This is a genomic window from Chloracidobacterium sp. (genome assembly GCA_016716305.1).
GTDB lineage: Bacteria > Acidobacteriota > Blastocatellia > Pyrinomonadales > Pyrinomonadaceae > OLB17.
Genome location: JADJWP010000002.1, coordinates 2,034,381 through 2,051,522, shown reverse-complemented (window position 1 = coordinate 2,051,522; position 17,142 = coordinate 2,034,381). Strand labels below are relative to the sequence as shown.

The following is a 17,142-nucleotide window of genomic DNA, read 5'->3' as shown; positions in this document are numbered from 1 at the left end:
CGACCCCTCACTATAAAGGGAATTGCAAAAGGATGGACACTAGAATGAACAACTCGGAAAGCTCAAAGATGAAAGGGCGCATATGGAAGGCAGCCCTCGTGATGACGGCGATAGCGGGATGGATATCTATACCGCTGATGAACAATTCGGTCGAGGCCGGCGGCGTGCCGATCCTGGTCAGGGCGGCAAACCTGGTCTCGCCCAGCGGCAGCATCAACCCGCACGGTTTTGCTGAATATCAGCTCTATGCAAACGGCCATCGCGAAATAGAGGTCGAGATCGAGGATGTGAACCTGCCTGCTGGTACGTCGCTTTCGGCGATCGTCGACGGAAACAATATCGGGCAGGTGATCCTTGCAGCCGATCAACGCGGAAGACTAAAGCTTCGTACCGAGGACGGCCAGAACGTTCCTGTAACGAACGACGGCTCCGTCGTACAGGTGCTCAACGGCACGACCGTACTCGTTGCCGGCGTAATGAGCGGCGGCGGACCGAATCCAACGCCTACCGCATCACCGACATCATCGCCAACTGCTTCACCAACGGCTTCACCAACAGCGTCACCGACAGCGTCGCCAACTGCGTCTCCGACAGCATCACCGACCGCTTCACCGAGCCCGAGCCCAACAGGAACGCCGAACGAAAGCAGCCTTTTCGCCGGCCTTTCCGGCGGAACGATCAACGGTGTTCTGCCGTTAGGTTATGCCGAGTTTGAGATACACAGCAGCCGCCTCGAACTCGAGGTCAGACTGCGTCAGATCAACCTGCCTGCAGGAACAAGCCTATCTGTGGTCGTCAACGGCACCGCAGCAGGAAACATGATGGTCGAAAGCGACCGAGAAGCACGTCTTCGATTGAGAACGGATCGCGGCGAGACCGTGCCGCCGGTCGTTGTCGGAACGGCGATCAGCGTTCAACAGGCAGGAACGACCATAATGAGCGGCGTCTTTTCCGGATTTACGGGACCTAGCCCGAGCCCTTCGCCGACCGGAACACCCGGGCCGACACCGAGCCCCAGCCCGACGATGGGACGCTCTTTCGAGGCCCACCTGAATGGTGCCGGCGTCGAACCGCCTGTTCAAACCACCGCCAACGGTGAGGTCAAGGTCACACTAAATGCGGCAGAGACCCAGGCGACCATTTTTGGTGAATTTCACAACCTAAGCAGCGGCCAGACAGGCGCTCGGATAGAAACGACCACCGGCAACGTCATCACCGTACATAACTTTCCGGTGACGGGCGGGCAGAACGGCAATTTCGCTCCGGTAACGATCGATGTTTCGGCTGCTTTGGTTCAACAGCTTCGCACCGGACTATGGTCAGCAGTGATCACGAGCGTGAATAATCCGGGCGGCGAGATCCGCGGCCAGCTTACCGCACGATCGAGCGACAGCGATTTCGACGGCGACGGCAGCAACGATTTTGCAGTATTCCGCCCGTCGACCGGAGCATGGTATTCGCAGAATCCGTCTGGGTTCAATGCAACGGTCTTCGGTTCGGCCGGCGATCGGATCGTCTCCGGCGATTATGACGGCGATGGCCGCACGGATACGGCGGTGTTCCGAAACGTGAATGGATCCGGCATCTGGGACATTAGGCGCAGTTCGGACGGCGGCATAACGTCTGCACAATTCGGCTTTGCCAGCGATGTGCCGACACGCGGCGATTTTGACGGCGACGGAAGATCGGATCTTGCGGTATTCCGGCCATCGACCGGCGTTTGGTACGTGCAGAACAGCAGCACCTCGGGCTATACGATACTGCATTTCGGCTTATCCGAGGATAAACCGATCCCGGCAGACCTCGATGGCGACGGCCGTGACGACATTGCGGTATTCCGGCCTTCGACGGGCGTTTGGTATTGGCTTCGAAGTTCCGACGGCGGCTTCTCAGCAGTACGCTGGGGGCTGAGCGAGGATGTGCCCGTTCGCGGCGACTTTGACGGCGACGGAAAGGCCGATGTCACTGTCTTTCGGCCTTCGACCGGCATCTGGTACACGATGCGGAGTTCGGACGGCGGATTCCAGATCGCACAATTCGGACTCAACGGCGATATCCCGGTCGCGGGTAATTACGATGCGGACGGCAAAACGGACGTAGCGGTGTTCAGGCCTTCGGACGGATTTTGGTACATCCTCAGGAGCTCGGACGGCACGTTCCAGGCCTTGCCTTTCGGCCTCGCAGGCGACGTTCCGGTCATCGCCAGATGATAGACAAAGTAGTGCGGCACGGTGAGATCCGTGCCGCGCAGCAAGACATCCAGGCATCTGCTTCCGACCGCTAAATGGAACAGAAAAGAAGCTCGTGTTTGGATCTACGGCATCGGCAGCATAGCCCTCCTAGCTGCCGATGCTTTTTATTGTCCGGCGTTCGCGATCATGCCTTTGATCTGGCGAAGATGGCGAACTTCGTGGCCGCCGATAAGCACGAGCCATTCGATCGCCGAAAGGTCGCCGAAGTAAGGATGCGGGAATTTGTTTTGATTTCCGTCATTCGTTTCGAACAACGGCTTGAGTTCGTCAAAACGCCGGTCGATCTCTTCAAAGGCGGCGATCGATTCGGCAATGGACTTTGAGCCCGATGGTTTCACGCGATCGGGGGCGTCGATGGCGACGTCGGCGAACTCCGCGGCCTTACTCAAGAATCCTTCCGAAATGTTCACGGTTCCGTCATACGCCCGGCCCGCCTCGCCTGCCTCTTTAAGCAATTTGCCGCAGATCCGCGACATCCCGTCAGCGACGAGCGTTAGGTGTTCGACAATTTCGGCGATGCTCCACTTGTCATCCGCCGGCCGCGTATTGATCACATCTTCGGGTAAGCTCGAAACCGTGAGCAGAAGCTTTTGCCTTATCGCCTTGTTTGCAGTGTAAATTTCGTCTATCGATCGGTAGTTCATTGTTCAGTTTGTTCTGCCCGCTGCCTGCGGTGAGAGCACGAGCCGATGCCAACGCGGGAAGCTCGTTACGCTATCGGCCTCGTTCTTCATTCTCTTGATAAAGGCCGTCTGAAAATAGAGTATCTGATCTTCGGGCCACGCCATTGTCACTATCGGATTAAAGGAAACAAGGCTCTTTTCATCCGGAAGGGTTGACGAAGCCGGAGCCGCGGCATTTACGTTAGTATCGGTATTTGCTCCGCCAAGCGTTCGATGCTGTTCAAGGTCGTAAGCCTGCGAAGAAAGAAGAAGGCTATTGCGAAGCGGAACTGCCGCCTGCGTCGGGTTTGTCCCGACGGCGTCGTAAATACGCACCTGTGATTCGAATGCAGCTGCGATCTTTGCCGAATCGGGCGACCAGACAGGGCGGACGGCAGTAAGCGCGTCGTCGAGCCTTCGCTCGCGGCCGTTCTTCTCGACCATTCGCGGACGTCCGACCGGTACGAATATCTCGCCGGCGCTATCCGCCCGAAACTGCAGATACTGCCACTCTCTCGCGGTCGCTGCCAGGGCTGCAAGAGCGGAGCTGTCGGGCGACCACGTGTAGTAGAAATAGATCAGCCCCTCGTTCTGGGTCAAAGGCTTAAGATTGCCTCCGTCTGCGTCGCAAAGATAGATCTGTTCGGTCCTGAATGTGAGGATGCCGGTAGGTGCGGTCGGAGTCGGTGACCGTACGGGCTCGGCCGGCGCGGTTTCAGCATTGGTCTCGCCGTCGGCGGATCCGGTATTGCTGTTTGTATCAGTAACGGCCGAAGTATTGGTGTTTGACGGAGATCCCTTCGTCGCCGGGGCTTCGTCTTCCTTTGTTCCAATGTCAGCGGGAAGCTCGGGCTTTTCGCCTTGAGCGCCTCGGATCATTGCGACAAAAGCGACGTTTGCCGAATCGGGCGACCAGACGATCGTATCCGGAAAATGGACCGCCATCAGATCGGCCGTTACCTTTTGGAGCAGCTTGCCATCAGGCGAATACATATCCAGGCGAAACTCAGCAGAGAGGTCGTCGGCCTGATGATAAACGGCAAGCACACGCTTTTTGTCAGGCGAGGTCAAGGTGCGGTCCAATGCCTCGCCCGGCCGGTTGAGGTCAAAATCTGCCTGAACCGCCGGATTGCGCTCTTCGAGTGCTGCGCTGCCGGCCGTCTCGGGCTGCGGAACGTCAGGCTCGTAACGATAGCTGAGCCTGACCGAGGGAACGTCGGCGAGTCTGGCGGGCGGCCCGCCGGGTTCGCGCGGGGCTTCCTTTTGGCACGCACCTGTTAACAACACGAATAGGAATACAGATACCGCAATTGAACTTGATCGCCGTAAGGCGAGTAGTTGTTTCATAGACGTGCTATTTAAGCTCGACGCCAAAGTACTGCTTGTACGTTTCGCGCTGACGTTCGCTCGGATCTTTGACCGGGACGAACCGCGCCTCGTATCGGCCATTGCTTCCAAGTGTGAAATTGACCTCTCGCAGCCGGTCGTGACGAAAGATCGCCAGCTTTAACTTGTCGTTCGGCCGCTTTTCATCAAGATAGTTCTGAAGGAACGTGAGGCTCGCCCGGTGGCCGTCGATCGCTACTATCTGATCATTGAAATTCAGGCCCTGTTCGAATGCGGGAGTTCCCGCGGCCACCCTGCGAACGGTCAGACGGCCTGATTCCTCGGCAAGATCGGCGCCGATATATGCTTTTGCTGCGTTCGGCTGCTCGATCTTGAGCTCTAGGCCAAGGCCGCTGACCATGGAGTTGTAATCGATCTCGGCGCGGCCCCTGACGTATTTGGCAAAGAAGTCGTCGAGCGAACGGCCGGCCATCGTCTCGCAGGTGCGCTGAAAATCGCCGGATGTGTAATTTCTTCCTTTCTTGAAAAACTCGTTGTAGAGCGAACGCATGACATCATCAAGCGAACGCGACCCGTTGGACGATGTCCTGATCGTCAGATCGAGCATCATGCTGACGACCTCGCCTTTGTCGTAATACGAGATCTGATTGTTGATCGAATTCTGATCCTGGCGGTAGTATTTGATCCACGCATCGAAACTTGCTTCCTCGAGGCTTGTCTCGAACCTTCCCGGCCGATTCTGAAGCTGTTGGATCATCTCGGCCTTTGCCGCAAGGATCTCCTGGTCGCTTGAAATGCCCGCGCGCCGAAGCAGAAGGCCTTCGTAATACGCGGTCGTGCCTTCGGCGACCCATAGCAGACCGGTGTAATTCTCATTCTCGTAATCGAAAGGCCCGAGCACGTCCGGCCGGATCCGCTTTACATTCCACAAATGAAAGTACTCGTGCGCGACCAGCCCGAGATAGGCAACGTACTGACTACGCGGTTTGAAGCCGAAGCGGTTCCACTGAAGCGCGGTGGAATTAAGATGCTCGAGGCCGCCGCTGCCGCGAAGATTAAGGATTATCAAATAATCATCGACCGGTATCTCGCCAAAGATCTTCACCGCCTCTTCACCGATCCTGGCCGTGTCGGCCGCCATCTGCTTGAGGTCGTAATTTCCATCGCCCGTTACGACGATCCGATGCGGTTTGCCGGCCACTTCAAAGCCGATCTCCTTGAAATCGCTCACTTCGAATGGAGCATCGTAAAGAACGTCGAAATCGGATGCCCTGAAGGTATTTGGCGAACCGGTGACCCGCGGCAGGCCGGTCGCCACCTTCCACTTGCCGAAAGGTACGACGGTCACGGTCGACGGAGCATTCAGATGCCCTTTCGGGAACATCAGCAGCGCCGCATTGTTCCAAAACGCATGCTCGTCATTGAGTTCGTTCGTCCTTACCGTTAGCTCATTCGAATAGACCCGATAGGTAGCGACGATCTCGCTCGAACCTTTTGAATCGACCTGCCACGTGTTCTTACTGATCTTTCGCCACGCAATATCGCGGCCGCGGCCGTCCTTGACGCTGAAATCCTGGACGTGGCGTGAATATTCGCGGACCAGGTAGCTGCCCGGCGTCCAAACCGGCATTTTGAGCTCGGTCTGATCGGGAAGTTTGGCGGCCTTGACGCGCATTTCAACCTCAAGCAGGTGCGTCCACGGTTTCGACATCGATACGGTGAAGCGGATGTCCGGCACCGCTGAACTCTTCAAAGCCTTGCGGCCTTTCGGTTCGGATGCTTTCGACCCGGCGGCCGAAGTTTCTAGGGTCATAATAAAAACGAGTGGTGTTATCAGCAGAGCGATCAGGCTTTTCCGAAGTGTTGTATTCATTCCTTATTCCGTGAGCGGACCGGCGATCCAGGCGTATTCCAGTATTCTACTACGGTATACCCTTTTGCTAAAATTTTGCCGTTCAGGCTCGGCCGACCGGACGGTCGGAAATGGCATTCTATCCGCCGGTGCGTTAGGCTTGTGAATGGACCGTGACAGCAATGGAGCCCGAAAAAGTAAACGACAAGTTTTTCACAACGCCCTTAATAATAATATTTGTAACCGTCTTTATCGATCTGGTCGGTTTCGGTATGGTCATACCGATACTGCCTTTTTATGCCAATACCGAGCCGTTCAATGCGACGCCTTTCGAGATAGGCCTTCTGTTCGCCATCTATTCCTGGATGCAGTTCTTCTTTTCACCGATACTTGGCCGGCTTTCGGACAGATACGGGCGGCGGCCGATACTTTTTGTAAGCCTGCTCGGATCGGCCGTCGGTTATTTTTTGATCGGTTTCGCAGGCTCGCTGCTCTTGGTATTCGTCGGCAGGATAATCGGCGGCATCACCGGGGCAAACATTTCGACGGCGCAAGCCTACATAGCCGATGTGACGACGAAGGAAAACCGTGCGAAAGGCATGGGGCTTTTCGGGGCGATGTTCGGGCTGGGTTTTATATTGGGACCGGCGATCGCCGGTATCCTGAGCAAATACGGCGTCCACGTACCTTTCTATTTCGCAGCCGTGCTCTCGCTCGCAAACGCGATCGCCCTTTATTTCGTGCTGCCCGAATCGATCAAACCGAATCCGGACGGTGTCATCCCCGAGCGGCGAAACCGCGTCGTCGAACTTCTCGCGTCGCTTCGCGAACGTGATTTCGGGTTGTTGAATCTTTTGTATTTTCTTCTCGTCACCTCGTTCTCGATAATGACGTATGCGTTCGTGCTCTATACGGCTTACCGCTATGGATATAACGCGGAGCAGAACGGCTACCTTTTCGCCTTCGTCGGGTTGATCGCGATCATCGGCCAGGGCTTTCTTTTCGGCAAACTGGTCGGCCGATTCGGCGAAACAAAGCTAACGGTGATCGGCTGCTTTCTGATGGGCATGAGCCTTTTTGCGATACCTTTCCTTGGGCCAGCGAACGGCGGCCTCGCCGGCCTGCTTGTCGGCTGTGCGGTGCTTTCGATCGGCAATGCTATGGCGTCGCCGGCATTGACCAGCCTCGTTTCAAAGATCTCGGCCGAGCATGAGCAGGGAAGCGCTCTCGGGATAATGCAGTCAGGTGCGAGCCTTGCAAGGGCGATCGGCCCGATGATCGGCGGCGTCCTGCTCAACAATGCGCTGAACACCGTCGACGACGTAACGGTGAACCGTACCTTTTGGACGGCCTCGGCGATCATGTTCGTTGCGTTCATGACCGCTATATATGCAATGAGGGTGATGAAGATGAAGCTCTCGCCGGCGTGAAGCGGTCAGCCGACCTTGCGTTGACGCTGAGCAGAGGCTTCGGGAAAGGTCAGACGGAACGTTGAACCCGAATTACCGTCGCTTAATGCCTGGATCGTTCCGGCGTGTTCCTGCACGATGCCATAGGTGACCGCAAGGCCGAGGCCGGTACCGTTGCCGACGCCCTTGGTCGTGAAAAAGGGATCGAATATCTTGCTTAGATTCTCCTGCGGAATGCCCTCGCCCGTATCTGCGACCTCGACGCTTACTTCATTACCGTTACGAGCGGTAACGAGGGTGATCGAACCGCCGCCGAACATCGCATCGCGTGCATTTAAAAGCAGGTTGGTGAAAACCTGCTGGAGCTTTCCGCCATTACCCAGCACCGCCGGCTTGTCTGCCGAATATTCCTTAATGATCTTGACGTTAGTTTTTCGTAATTGCGGTTCGAGAAGCTGAAGCGTGTCGTCGAGCAGTTTGTTGATGTCTATCTCGACCCATTCGATCGCGTTGCCGGTGCGTGAGAAATTCAGAAGATTGCCAACGATGTTAGTCGCGCGGTCGGTCTGCCGCTGCATCTTCATGAGCAAGGCATGTTTGGGGTCGGTCTCCGGGATCATCCCAAGAAGCATCTGAGTGTAGCTCGAAACGCCGGTCAGCGGCGTGTTCACCTCGTGGGCGACACCGGCTGCAAGCAGGCCGATGCTCGAGAGTTTTTCGCTCTGCTGCAGCGATTCTTCGAGTTTTACCCTTGAGGAAACGTTTTCGAGCACGATGATCGCTCCGGTCTGCTCGTTCGAGACAGAACGCAGCGGTGCGACCGCGACATTGAGTATCATCGACCGGCCAAGCGCATCGTAAGCGTGAAGCTTGTAAGCGTTTCGGATCTCGGTCAAATGCCAACGCGATTTACCGAGAATGTTCGACAGGTTGAGAGCAAAGCTCTCATCGAAGATGTCCTCGACAAGGTTTCCGACCAGCTCATCGCGCGAGAGCGCCATCATCTCTTCGAAGGTCGAATTACATCGGGTTATCCGGCCGTCCTCGTCAACGGCCAGCAGGCCGACGTTGATCGATTCGACGATCGATTCGTTGAATTCCTTCAAAAGTGCAAGCTCTTCGGTCTGCTGCTGCTGTTCCTGATAAAGACGGCTGTTCTCGATAGCGACGCCGATATATCCGGAAACGGTCCTCAGGATCTCAAGGTCCTCAGATGAGAGCAGCGAACCATCGCTCGCGCGGCCGAGGCCGATGACCGCGACCATCTTGCTTCGGACGACGCACGGAACGAAATAATGCAGTTCCTGGCGGACAGGCATCTTGCCGTTGCCGTTCGATTCGGTCAGGTCGGCATCCTGGAGTTCGATCTCATCGGCACGGACGATGCCTTTTTCGGCAGATTTCTGCCTGATCATCTGCTTGAAATCGACCGGGATATAGTATTCCTCGCCGAGCCCGACAGATTTGGCGATCCGGTAACCGCTCGGCGAACTCTTGTCCTCGATAAAGATCGCTGCCTTTTCGACATCGAGCACCTGTATCAACCTCTCGGTCAACGCGCTTGTCAGCGGCTCGAGTGCGGTCGTAGCCGAAAGGGTCCTGCCAAAATCAAGCAGTCCCTGACGCAGGTCGTAGCGCTCGCCGTAAAAGAACCGGTTCGCGCGTTCCTGCAGAAAGTTTTTAAGCGGTTCGCTCAGCAAAACGATCGCTGCCATCGCGATGACGGCGATAAGCGCCCTGAGCGTGATCTCGGTCGTCGAAAGGTTGCTGCCGACGGCGAGAAAGACGAGCCCAAGCGCGACTGCCCCGATCATCATCGCGATCGCGACGGTCGTTACCGCATAGACCAACGCCCTCCGGACGACCACATCGACATCCATCAGACGATAGCGAACGACCGAGTGTCCGAAACTAAGCGGTATCAAGGCGAGAGGCAAGGTCGTCAGGGCGACGGTCAGAGTGTCTTCCGGCAAATAGACGAATTGCTTCGCGATCCGGAAAAGCAGGATCGGAACGATCGAGATGATGGTTCCCCACATCGCCCATTTCAACCGCTGACGCACCAACGGCTGCTGATTTGTCAAAAACCGCCAAAGCAGAATGCTCGATCCGATGGATACACCGGCAACAAAATGGATCAGCAGGCTTTGGTTGATCAACGGAAAGACCTTATTCGCGGCCGAGAAATAGACCAGCGATATGCCAGCCGCCTCGGGGATCAGGAGCGGTGCCAATGTAAAGAAAAAGCTGGCTAAGGAGATCAGCGCCGCGGGAACGTACAAGATCAGCGTCCGCCAAGGCTTTTCGTCGAATACGGCGCTCTTCACCGGATAACGCAGGCAGAAATGTAAGAACAACGGAACGAAGAACGCAAAGGCAAGATCGTCGATGAGGCTTACGCCGAGATCGAAATCCTGCTCGAGCCTCAATGGGTGGTAAACGTGGAATACAAATGCGGTAAGACAGATCGTCGCAAAATGAAGCACGAAAGGCGATCGGCTCCCCTGCTTGAACAAGACGAACAATCCAACGGCGAGCCATACCGCGCCTACCAGCGCAAGGAACACGATCGACGCCGTCCAGCGCGGCAAAGAATCGATGTTCGATAGATCAGAGTAGTAAAAGTTATTGGTAAAGGCGTATTTCGGTTTTTGGTAGAAATAGGTGAGGCTGCCGCCGACGCCTGCAGCATCCAGATACATCGGTATATCTGCGACCGAAACGACCTCGTGGAACGTTCGGCCATCGAGACTTATGGTTAACAGTTTGTCGCCGGCCGAGATGCCTGCTCGTGACGCAGCCAGGCCCGGCTCAACCTTTTCAGCATAGATGCCGTCCGCCTTCTGGACCCATAGGACGCCGTCGGTCGGGGGAAGTTGGTGGCCGGCCCGCTGCGACAGATTGAGTGCCCCGCCAGCGACAAGCATAACGGTCAAAACCAGCCAAATCAGGCTCGAACTTGTTAGAACTTTCCCCTTCATCGATCGAGAGACACTAATCCGAGTTTTCAACAGGCAAACCGTGTTCCAACGCACCGTCGAATCCCGACCATCGCCGCGTTACGATAATTAAGCGATAAACGCTCGATCTATCTCAGGATCGCGAGCCGTAAACCGAAAAAAATTCAGATTTTTGCTTGTCAATCCATTATTTTGGACAAAACTAAAACCGCCGGACCTGTGATCAGAACCGGCGGTTTTCGGAGCAATCGTCCGGACGGAGGCGTCCGCGATCAGAACCTTACCAATATGCCGCCGCGAAGTGCTCGGCGATGCGAGTTGACCCTCAGGCTTCCATCCTCGCCGAAAAGGCCGTTCTGGAAATCAAAAACGTTCCGGGCATCAACGACGGCTTCTGCCTGGAATGGCAGGCCTAAGGTCGGCAAATGCTGCGTGACCAGAACACTCAGGCCCGGATCGTAGATAGCAAGACGGCCCTGAAACGGGTCGATCGCAAAGATCGTCGCCCGAGGCGAAAGCCTGAAGATCGTCTTCACGTTAGTTCCGGTATTGAAATCAGCCTCGATCTGACCGTACAGGGTGTGAAAAACGCCCGATTTGAATAGGTCCGCCGGATCTGAGATGCCGTTGGCCGACAACTGCTGGCCGGTCCCGAAACTGTACCCGCCGCCGGCAGTGATGCGGCCCGAAAGCCGCCGCGTGTATACAACACGAAGCCCTGTCGATCCGCCCTGTTGATTACCGACAAATTCCGAGAACTGTTCGCCGGCAGAATCGAAGGGCAGGCTCGTAATGCCAACACCGCGGCCAACCGTCGCGTCGAAGAACGCATTTGCTTCGATCGTCGAGCGATTGTCCAGAACACGCTCGATACCAAATTCGAATCGGCTGCTTTTATTCATCACCGGCCGTCCGTTCTCGACGACAAAGTCATCGATGGCTACCGGTTCGCGAAAGATGACCTCAGCGTCCTCGAGCTCGATCTCGCGTGACCAGGTTCGCGGGTCTGCCTGCGACGTGTACGAAGCACGGAAGCGGGTTTTCGGATCGATGTCGTATTGAAAACCGAGTCGCGGCGAGATCGAGAAATCATCGCCGGCCCCGATGAAGCGAGAATAATCGACGCCGTAGACCAGGATCACGCCTTCGCGTACACGCCATTCATCGAGGGCCTGGAACGACACCTGGCCGAGCCGCCCCTCAGAATTGCCGAGGTTGATGCTGCCGAGATTTGCGGCTGAGGCACGCAGTCTCAGTTTGTGATCGTCATTCAGGTCAAATTTCAGCTGGGTCTCGAATCGCTGCGGAGCATTTCGGCCAATGCCTGCCTGCGCGGCGATCATCAGGCTCGCATCGCTGCCAAGCGGAAGCAGGGTCGCGTAGTTGACGCCGGCGTACGAGCCCCGATTAGTCGAGGCATAAAAGGTCTCGACGACCGACTGCCCCGGACGCGCCGTTGTCTCTTCGTCTGTCGGAGTGTCAACAACAACTTCGGGCTCAGTTTCAGAAGCGACCGTTCCCTCGGTGTTCTGATAGATCGACCGGCTTATCGATGCCGCTCGGCGAACCCATTTCGGATTGTTGCGGTCGAGCCGATTTTCAGGGAGCGTGTTGCCGCTGCCGGCCTTTTCCAATTTGAAACCGTAGTTGAGCTGGGTGGCACGGGCGACCTCGATCTCAGAGACCGTCTGCGGATTATACCCTTGAGCTACCGCAAGTACGGTATATGTGCCGGGCAAGATCCGAAGCAAAAATCTACCGTCCGCCGCCGAACGAACCTGGCGGAGCAATTTGGTCGTTCCGATGCGAAAGATCGCGACCGTTGCATCGGCGATCGGTTTACCTGCTTCGTCTCGAACAAAACCGGAAATGACGCCAAGATTGGTCGAGGCGTTGGAATTCACCGCAACGCGAGAATTCGGCGCCGCAACGATCGCAGTTACGTTCAAAACGACTGCGATCAACAGGCTGCTGAAAACTCTCGATCTGCTTCCGGAAATAAACATTGAATGAATGCGCTCCCGCACCTGGGCGGACTATTGAAAAGTTCGCTGAAACCCGCAACTGACTTAAGGAATAACTGCCTGGAAAGCCGATATTCCGAGCACTTTGCTATTTTGGTTGCAAAAATCAAATGTGTCAAGCCTTTCGACACTCGATACTTTGTGGCTTTTGATGCGAATTGCCTTGACAAAGTTTGCCCGACAGCTAGAATTAAACCTTGCTTTTCGGCACCCATGCGGAGACGTGGCTGAGTGGCTGAAAGCGGCGGTTTGCTAAACCGTTGTACTCCAAAAGGGTACCACAGGTTCGAATCCTGTCGTCTCCGCCATTATTCATTTAGCGAAGCCGTCGGCCGATGTGTCCGACGGTTTTTCTTTTCCGCCTCATCGAATGGGCGAACGGCCTGCAGGAGTCTGAAAATGAAGATCGCGGTGACAAGTGTTTCGGTATACGATCCGGTCGAGGCGTTCATGTTCTATACACAAAAACTCGGGTTTCGGGAAAGGCTCTTTGAGCCCGAACACGGGCTGGCGATCGTCGTTTCGCCGGAAGACGAAGATGGGACCGCTTTACTGTTGGAACCCCGCGGCGGTCAAGGCTCGGATGCGTATTTCGACGGGCTTTACAATTCCGGACTGCCGGCGATCGTTTTTAGCACCGATGATATCGACGCCGAATTTGAAAGGCTCAAGGACGCCGGTATCGTATTTCGTCAGCCGCCGACCAAGACCGGGCGGGGAACACAGGCGCTGTTCGAAGATACATGCGGAAATTTGATCCAACTTTTTCAGGCTTGATGTCGTATCAAGCGCCATGAAGATAGTACCAGTGATCAGATGTTCGGATATCGACGCTTCGATCAGGTTCTACACCGAGATACTCGGTTTCGTCTCAGAGTATCCGGAGACACCATCGAAAGCGGCCGTCGTTGATGTTTCGCAGGGCGATGCCGTTTTGCAGCTTTCAGTGCTTTCAGGCGACGGCAGTTTCGGCGCGGCGATAAACGTCGAGGTCGAGGAAGTGGACGATCTGTTCGGGCAGTTCCTGTCGCGCGGGCTCGATACGTCGGGGCACGCGAATTCGCCCGTGCATCTTGGCCCGATCGATCAGAGCTGGGGTTCGCGCGAATTTTACGTGACCGACCCCGATGGCAATACTCTGCGGTTCAGATCGTGGCCTGCGCAAGCCTAAGCAAACCCGATCTCGAGCCATTACGACCCATCTGATTCGCTACTAAGGGCGTTTCTGCCTATAATCGTGCTTTATGTCCGTAAGAGTACGATTTGCCCCGTCGCCGACGGGTTACCTCCATATCGGTTCGGCCCGAACCGCGCTTTTCAATTATCTTTACGCTCGTCATACCGGCGGCAAGTTTCTGCTGCGCATCGAGGACACAGACCTCGCCCGCTCAACCGATGAATCGACCCGCTCGATCCTTGACGGCCTCGAATGGCTCGGGTTCGCACCGGACGAAGAGGTCGTTTTTCAATCGAACAATGCCGATAAACATCGTGCAGCGGCGCTTCGACTTCTGGACGAAGGCAAGGCCTATCGCGATTTCACCCCGAAAGAAGCGCCTTCGGACGGGAACGTTAAAGACGCGATCAAGGAACGAGCCCGCGCCCAAGGAGCCGACAAGAACATGCGGGACAACCCGTATCGCGACCTCCGGAAGGAAGAATCTGATGCCCGTGCAGCTGCGGGTGAGCCGTTTGCGATACGTCTGAGGGTCGCTGAAGACGGCCGAACGGCCTTTGACGATCAGGTTTACGGAATCCAGGAGCGCGATTACGCCGACACCGAAGACCTCGTGCTTTTGCGTTCAGATGGCCATCCGCTCTATAACCTCGCGGTCGTCTGCGACGACATCGAGATGCAGATAACCCACGTCATACGTGGCCAGGACCACCTGACAAACACGCACAAGCAGGTGCTGATCTACGAAGCTCTCGGTGTAACGCCGCCGATATTCGCACATTTGCCGCTGATAATGGCGCCGAACAAGGGCAAGCTCTCGAAACGCAAACACGGCGAGGTGGTTTCGATGACGACGTATCGCGATGCAGGCTTTCTTGCAGCGGCGTTTCGCAATTTTCTTGCCTTGCTCGGTTGGTCTGCCGGAGAAGAGAAAGAGATCTATTCTCTTGAAGAATTGATCGAGAAATTCTCACTCGAGGGCATTCACCGCTCGAACGCCGTATTCAATTTTCACCCGGACGACCCGCGAAAATGGACCGACGACAAGGCCATCTGGATGAACGCCGAATACATCCGCACGATGCCGCTCGACGATCTCTTGCCGTTCGTCAAAGCAGAACTGAAATCCGCGAAACTCTGGCGAGAGGAATACGAAGACGATGACAAAACGTGGTTTGAAAACACGATCGACCTCATCCGACAGCGCTTCTTCACGCTCAAAGATTTTTCTGCACAAGGCCGCGCGTATTTTAGCGAAGATTACGATTTCGATCCGGCAGCGATCGAGAAGAACCTCAATAAGTTTCCCGATCTCAAGATCTGGCTCCCCGAACTGGCGGATCGCTTCGAGGCGGAATTTGGCGAAGCGGATGGTGTCAGTAGCCCGCAAATCAGTAAGGGCTCAACGCCGCCGATCTATAATGAAGAGAACATCGAAACGGTCGTGAAAGCCTTTACCGAAGAAAAAGGCACCAAGCTCGGCGTGATAATGAATGGTGCAAGAACACTGCTCACTGGCGTTGCAGTCGGCCCGTCGATGCTATCCGTCTTCGAGGTCATCGGCCTTGATAGAACGACCATGCGCCTCCGGAGCCAGGTCGCCTGGAACGTCAATAGTTGATGGCTCCCGAACTGATATCGATCCTGGCCTGTACAGGCATTGTTATATTGATCGTTGTTGCGAGCATCGCGGCAGCGTTCGTTAAAACAAAAAGGACTCGATCGCGACTCGATGTCGTCTTTGCCGGACGCGAACCGCTTACAGAAGAGGAATTTCACTATCGATATTTTGCGTCAAAAGGAATTCCTTTTTTTGTTTCGGCGGGAGTTCGCAAAGTGCTTGCAGCCGAACTTCAAGCTGATCTTGCCCGGCTGTCGGCCGACGATGATTTTTCGGGGAACCTGAGCTTTCTTCGGGATGAGTTGGAAGATCCGGAAACGCTGTTGTCGCTCGAACATGTTTTCGAGATAAGACTGTCCGAATCGGACGTCCACGAAATGGGCACTACCGTTGGTGATATAATCGATGTTGTTTGGAAGACGCTTAAAAAGAACGAGAAATTAAAGCAGGAAGCAAACGTTCCTGAGGGTCAGAATAAAGGCAAAATGGATAGATCATGAAAGGATTCAAATCGAACATCGAGAAAGACACGCTTAAGAACAAGAATTTTCGCAAGGTTCTCTACACTTCGGCCTATAGCCAGTTGGTCCTGATGAGCCTGCAGCCCAAAGAGGAGATCGGCGCCGAGACGCACCCCGAGAACGATCAGTTCCTAAGGTTCGAGGGCGGAAAGGGCAAGGTGCTGATCGACGGTAATGAGTACCTCGTAAAGGACGGTGACGCTGTTGTCATACCCGCCGGTGCCGAGCACAACGTGATCAATACATCGGCCAAAACAAAGCTCAAGATCTATACGATCTATTCACCGCCGCATCACAAGGACCAGATCGTCCGCAAGACCAAGGACGAAGCCGAAGCGAACAACGAGGAATTTGACGGCACAATGACCGAGAAGCGGAAGGTAAAGAAATAGACCATGAACCCCGAGGTAAGGGCATATAACGACTCGCAAACGACCGCCGACCGCGAGATCTGCACAGCACTTGCCGAGGCGATCTCGGGCGCCCTGCCAAAGGCCGAGAACAAGATCTGGCACCGGCATCCGGTCTGGTTTCTTGATGGGAATCCGATCGTCGGTTACAGCAAACTAAAGGCGGGCATCAGGCTGATGTTCTGGAGCGGTGCGAGCTTTGACGAAGAGTTGCTCAAACCCGGAACGGGTAAGTTCAAAGACGCCTCGATCACGTACACATCCGCCGATCAGATCAACTTCAAAGACCTGAAACGCTGGCTGAAAAAATCGGCTGCGATCCAGTGGGATTATAAAAATGTGATCAAGCGAAAAGGTGTTCTGGAACGATCGACACCTGGCAAGTGACCCGTTCCGATCGGTCGTTCATTCCTTCGGCAGGTTGCTGTAACTATCGAGCTGAAACTTCCAACTGCCGTCTTTTGACCTCACCGCAACGACAACGAATTTGCCTCTTGATGTCTGTGTTTCGCCGTTCTTGCCGATGCTTGTCAGCGAAAAGATGCCGACGTCATAGCCCATATCCTGATCGACCCGCCGGTCAACGATATTGAACCGAATATCAAGCTTTCCGCCGACGCGTCGGATCGCATCAAAAAAGCCGCTAAAGCTCTTGAATATCACGTCGCGGCCACGCATGATGTCGCTCTCGGGTGTGAGGTAAAGTGCGTCGTCGGTGTATAGGCCGCTGACCATCTTCGCGTCGAGCCTTTCATACGCATCGCTGAACGTTGCGTAAACAGCGTCGATACCGGCGTGCGGCTTTACGGACCCTTCGAGCGTCAGTTTCAACGCGGCCTTATGCTGCGATGCAGCGGTCATCGTGAGAGCGAGGATGAGAACAGTAAGAAGTGCGGGTCTTTTCATT

At 55.4% G+C, this 17,142-nt stretch carries 14 protein-coding genes and 1 tRNA gene; 9 read left to right on the top strand and 6 right to left on the bottom strand.

From position 1 onward, the window contains the following. Window positions 1–44: 44 nt before the first annotated feature. Complete coding sequence (locus IPM28_11230) at window positions 45–2,210, top strand: VCBS repeat-containing protein (GenBank protein MBK9173550.1); 2,166 nt, start codon at window positions 45–47, stop codon at window positions 2,208–2,210. Window positions 2,211–2,356: 146 nt separating this feature from the next. Here the strand turns inward: IPM28_11230 and IPM28_11225 are convergent, their stop codons facing one another. From IPM28_11225 to IPM28_11215, 3 genes are read right to left on the bottom strand one after another with little or no spacing between them, the layout of a single operon-like run. Beyond that, the gene (locus IPM28_11225) at window positions 2,357–2,896 is read right to left on the bottom strand and encodes a DinB family protein (protein MBK9173549.1); all 540 of its coding nucleotides are present in this window, start codon (window positions 2,894–2,896) and stop codon (window positions 2,357–2,359) included. A gap of 3 nt (window positions 2,897–2,899) precedes the next feature. Continuing rightward, window positions 2,900–4,261 (bottom strand): hypothetical protein, encoded by a 1,362-nt coding sequence (locus IPM28_11220; GenBank protein MBK9173548.1) that lies wholly within the window; start codon window positions 4,259–4,261, stop codon window positions 2,900–2,902. Between the two features lie 7 nt (window positions 4,262–4,268). Further along, window positions 4,269–6,134, bottom strand: coding sequence for a M61 family metallopeptidase (locus IPM28_11215; GenBank protein ID MBK9173547.1), 1,866 nt, complete (start codon window positions 6,132–6,134; stop codon window positions 4,269–4,271). A 161-nt stretch (window positions 6,135–6,295) separates the two neighbouring features. Here IPM28_11215 and IPM28_11210 point away from each other — a divergent pair, with 161 nt between their 5' ends. Further along, entirely contained in the window at window positions 6,296–7,543 is a 1,248-nt protein-coding gene (locus IPM28_11210) for an MFS transporter (protein MBK9173546.1), read from the top strand. Window positions 7,544–7,548: 5 nt separating this feature from the next. Here IPM28_11210 and IPM28_11205 read toward each other — a convergent pair whose 3' ends face one another. Together IPM28_11205 and IPM28_11200 are read right to left on the bottom strand one after the other, a co-directional pair. Continuing rightward, on the bottom strand, window positions 7,549–10,503 hold the full coding sequence (locus tag IPM28_11205) for a PAS domain S-box protein (GenBank protein ID MBK9173545.1): 2,955 nt from the start codon (window positions 10,501–10,503) through the stop codon (window positions 7,549–7,551). Window positions 10,504–10,754: 251 nt separating this feature from the next. Further along, window positions 10,755–12,488: a carboxypeptidase regulatory-like domain-containing protein gene (locus tag IPM28_11200; GenBank protein MBK9173544.1), complete on the bottom strand. Its 1,734-nt coding sequence runs from the start codon at window positions 12,486–12,488 to the stop codon at window positions 10,755–10,757. 235 nt (window positions 12,489–12,723) lie between these two features. Here IPM28_11200 and IPM28_11195 point away from each other — a divergent pair. From IPM28_11195 to IPM28_11165, 7 genes are all read left to right on the top strand, one after another. Further along, window positions 12,724–12,814 (top strand) — tRNA-Ser (locus IPM28_11195). A 91-nt stretch (window positions 12,815–12,905) separates the two neighbouring features. Next, window positions 12,906–13,283 (top strand): VOC family protein, encoded by a 378-nt coding sequence (locus tag IPM28_11190; GenBank protein ID MBK9173543.1) that lies wholly within the window; start codon window positions 12,906–12,908, stop codon window positions 13,281–13,283. Between the two features lie 16 nt (window positions 13,284–13,299). Then, the gene (locus tag IPM28_11185) at window positions 13,300–13,677 is read left to right on the top strand and encodes a VOC family protein (GenBank protein MBK9173542.1); all 378 of its coding nucleotides are present in this window, start codon (window positions 13,300–13,302) and stop codon (window positions 13,675–13,677) included. Window positions 13,678–13,750: 73 nt separating this feature from the next. Continuing rightward, window positions 13,751–15,304: a glutamate--tRNA ligase gene (locus IPM28_11180; protein MBK9173541.1), complete on the top strand. Its 1,554-nt coding sequence runs from the start codon at window positions 13,751–13,753 to the stop codon at window positions 15,302–15,304. Next, the gene (locus IPM28_11175) at window positions 15,304–15,804 is read left to right on the top strand and encodes a hypothetical protein (GenBank protein MBK9173540.1); all 501 of its coding nucleotides are present in this window, start codon (window positions 15,304–15,306) and stop codon (window positions 15,802–15,804) included. The genes IPM28_11180 and IPM28_11175 overlap by 1 nt, the downstream gene beginning before the upstream one ends. Further along, complete coding sequence (locus IPM28_11170; protein ID MBK9173539.1) at window positions 15,801–16,217, top strand: cupin domain-containing protein; 417 nt, start codon at window positions 15,801–15,803, stop codon at window positions 16,215–16,217. Before IPM28_11175 ends, IPM28_11170 begins: the two co-directional genes overlap by 4 nt. Before the next feature lie 3 nt (window positions 16,218–16,220). After that, window positions 16,221–16,622, top strand: a complete 402-nt coding sequence (locus IPM28_11165) for a DUF1801 domain-containing protein (protein MBK9173538.1) — start codon at window positions 16,221–16,223, stop codon at window positions 16,620–16,622. Between the two features lie 18 nt (window positions 16,623–16,640). Here IPM28_11165 and IPM28_11160 read toward each other — a convergent pair whose 3' ends face one another. After that, the gene (locus tag IPM28_11160) at window positions 16,641–17,141 is read right to left on the bottom strand and encodes an SgcJ/EcaC family oxidoreductase (protein MBK9173537.1); all 501 of its coding nucleotides are present in this window, start codon (window positions 17,139–17,141) and stop codon (window positions 16,641–16,643) included. Window position 17,142 lies beyond the last annotated feature (1 nt).